Genomic DNA, 2,057 nt, shown 5'->3' with positions numbered 1-2,057 from the left:
CGCTGCGCATTCGTGGCAATGCAGTGACGGTGCCTGTGTCGGTCACCAACAACACTACGGTGTATGGTTCCGGTATCGGTAACTGGATTGACTTGGCGGCAGTAGCAATGACTCTCGATACCGCTGGCTACATCCAAGCGATCTTTGGGTGCTACCAAGGTTTTGGCGGTGGCATCCGACAGTATCGATTCCGTCTTTGGGTAAACAGTACGTTGATCGCAGAAGGTGGCGGAGACTGGGCTGACGGCTTTCCGAGCTTGCAAGGTGCCGTTTATGCCGGTCCAGGACAGCATGTGGTCAGCGTGAGTTGGTGGGGCGAGAACTCTGGGGTATCCGTGTCGGGCATGAATATTTTTGCGATGGGGTCTAAGCGATGACTGAGTCTGTACATTTGGCGGCATTCAATGATCGCGGCGAAATTATCATTGCTGTTTCCGGCTCGCCTGACTCCGCTGAGCCTTCACTAAGGCTAAACACGCCCTTGCCTTACTTGGTATTGGATTCTCCGGCGGTTCCGGCATTGCAATATGTAGCCGGCAATCAATTGCTACCCAGGCCGGTAGGATCTGCGTTTTTGGAAGGCAATCTCTTAAAGGGGGTGCCCGCAGGGGCTGTAGTGAAAATCGAAGGAGTCTCTTATGAAGCGGACGGGACAGACATCGAGTTGGAGTTCTCTCACCTGGGGAGCTACACCATCATCATCAGCAAGTGGCCGTACCAAGACCAGGAGGTGACCGTTGAAAATACGGCATAAAAGTGACCACGGCCCGCGGCGTGCCGCTGAGTATCCGCCGATCGAGGAGCAGTTGGACATGCTCTGGCACGCCATGGACCGGGGCCTGATGCCCAAGGCTGAACCGTTCTACACGACCCTGCAGAGGGTCAAGCAGCAACACCCCAAAACCTGAACGCTTCACAGCACCCTATGCCCGCCATCGAGCGGGCTTCTTTTTATCTGGAGAAAACCCATGCCATTTGTCGCCATCAACCTGAGCAATGACTACGAAGTTGCCAACAAAATCCGTTACGCCACCCAGGAGGAGGCCGACGCCCGTGCCCGCGAGATCCTGACCCAGTTCCCGGCCGCCCAGGTCTGTGTTGCACAGGTGCTGAAGGACTACACCGCCACGGTAGCCATTACTGTCGCAGACCCGGCCGATCCGGTGCCTGAGCCTGAAGCGCCTGTCGCCTGACGCACCCCCTAATCAACCCACGCCCGCCTAGCGCGGGCTTCTTTTTGCCTGGAGAAAACCATGTCCCGAATTTCTGCCGCAGTTGCCGGCGGCGTAAACGTGATTGCCTTCCTGGACATGCTGGCCTGGTCTGAAGGCACTTCAACTATCAAGGCCAGTGACGACGGGTACAACGTCCTGGTGGGCGGCAAGCTGTTCAGCGACTACAGCAAGCACCCGAAGGTGAAGGTGTGGCTGCCGAAGTACAGCATCTACAGCTCCGCTGCCGGCCGGTACCAGTTCCTCGCCGGCACCTGGGACGCCATCGTGAAGAACTATGGGTTCAAGGGGCGTTTCATTCCCGAGGCCCAGGACCTGGCTGCAATCAAGTTGCTGACGGAGTGCGGCGCGCTGCCGCTCATCAAAGCCGGCCGGATTGCCGAAGCGATCGCCAAGGCTGCCCCGATCTGGGCCAGCCTGCCCGGTGCCGGCTATGGCCAACGCGAGCACAAACTGGCCGCGCTGCTGGGCATCTACGAGGCGGAGCGGGCGGCTGAGGCCAAGTCACAAGATCAGCTGCTTGCGATGTTCAGCGCCTGCGGCGGGGAGATGGTGGCGTGAACGAAAAACTGATGGTGCCAATACTAGTCGGAGTGTTGTTGGTGGCCCTTGGCGGCACCGGCGGTGTCTGGCTCGCTGCCGGTCACTACCGCCCGGTGCTGGACGAGGCCAATGGGGAAGTGGTCGCCTGCGTGGCCGCCCGAGACAACCTCACCGGCCTGGCGCAGGAGCAGGGCAAGGCCCTGGGCGACCTGACCCTGGCCGCGAAGGCCCGCCAGGCCGGGGCCGAAAAGGCAGTAGGCGAGGCTAAAGCCAGCGCAGATA

6 protein-coding genes are annotated in these 2,057 nt (G+C 59.8%); all 6 read left to right on the top strand.

The features are described 5' to 3' along the window. Positions 1 to 377 (top strand): hypothetical protein (locus MJ643_RS30295; RefSeq protein WP_247727271.1); only part of this gene is annotated, 377 nt, incomplete at its 5' end. Next, the gene (locus tag MJ643_RS30290; protein WP_169775242.1) at positions 374 to 754 is read left to right on the top strand and encodes a hypothetical protein; all 381 of its coding nucleotides are present in this window, start codon (positions 374 to 376) and stop codon (positions 752 to 754) included. The genes MJ643_RS30295 and MJ643_RS30290, both read left to right, overlap by 4 nt. Then, on the top strand, positions 738 to 908 hold the full coding sequence (locus MJ643_RS30285; protein ID WP_247727270.1) for a hypothetical protein: 171 nt from the start codon (positions 738 to 740) through the stop codon (positions 906 to 908). The genes MJ643_RS30290 and MJ643_RS30285 overlap by 17 nt, the downstream gene beginning before the upstream one ends. A gap of 60 nt (positions 909 to 968) precedes the next feature. After that, positions 969 to 1,193, top strand: coding sequence for a hypothetical protein (locus tag MJ643_RS30280; protein WP_247727269.1), 225 nt, complete (start codon positions 969 to 971; stop codon positions 1,191 to 1,193). A 60-nt stretch (positions 1,194 to 1,253) separates the two neighbouring features. Further along, on the top strand, positions 1,254 to 1,793 hold the full coding sequence (locus MJ643_RS30275; protein ID WP_247727268.1) for a glycoside hydrolase family 104 protein: 540 nt from the start codon (positions 1,254 to 1,256) through the stop codon (positions 1,791 to 1,793). Further along, positions 1,790 to 2,057, top strand: a 268-nt coding sequence (locus MJ643_RS30270; protein ID WP_247727267.1) for a hypothetical protein, incomplete at its 3' end; no start/stop codon positions are given. The genes MJ643_RS30275 and MJ643_RS30270, both read left to right, overlap by 4 nt.

This window comes from Pseudomonas sp. PNPG3, from assembly GCF_023093815.1.
In the GTDB taxonomy this organism is placed as follows: Bacteria; Pseudomonadota; Gammaproteobacteria; order Pseudomonadales; family Pseudomonadaceae; genus Aquipseudomonas; species Aquipseudomonas asiatica.
The sequence above is the reverse complement of the archived record's forward strand: the minus strand, read 5'-3'. Positions and strand labels throughout refer to the sequence as shown.

Bases quoted from the DNA above. Each gene is read 5' to 3' on its own strand.
- MJ643_RS30275 (WP_247727268.1), top strand. From the start codon at position 1,254: ATGTCCCGAATTTCTGCCGCAGTTGCCGGCGGCGTAAACGTGATTGCC.
- MJ643_RS30290 (WP_169775242.1), top strand. From the start codon at position 374: ATGACTGAGTCTGTACATTTGGCGGCATTCAATGATCGCGGCGAAATT.
- MJ643_RS30280 (WP_247727269.1), top strand. From the start codon at position 969: ATGCCATTTGTCGCCATCAACCTGAGCAATGACTACGAAGTTGCCAAC.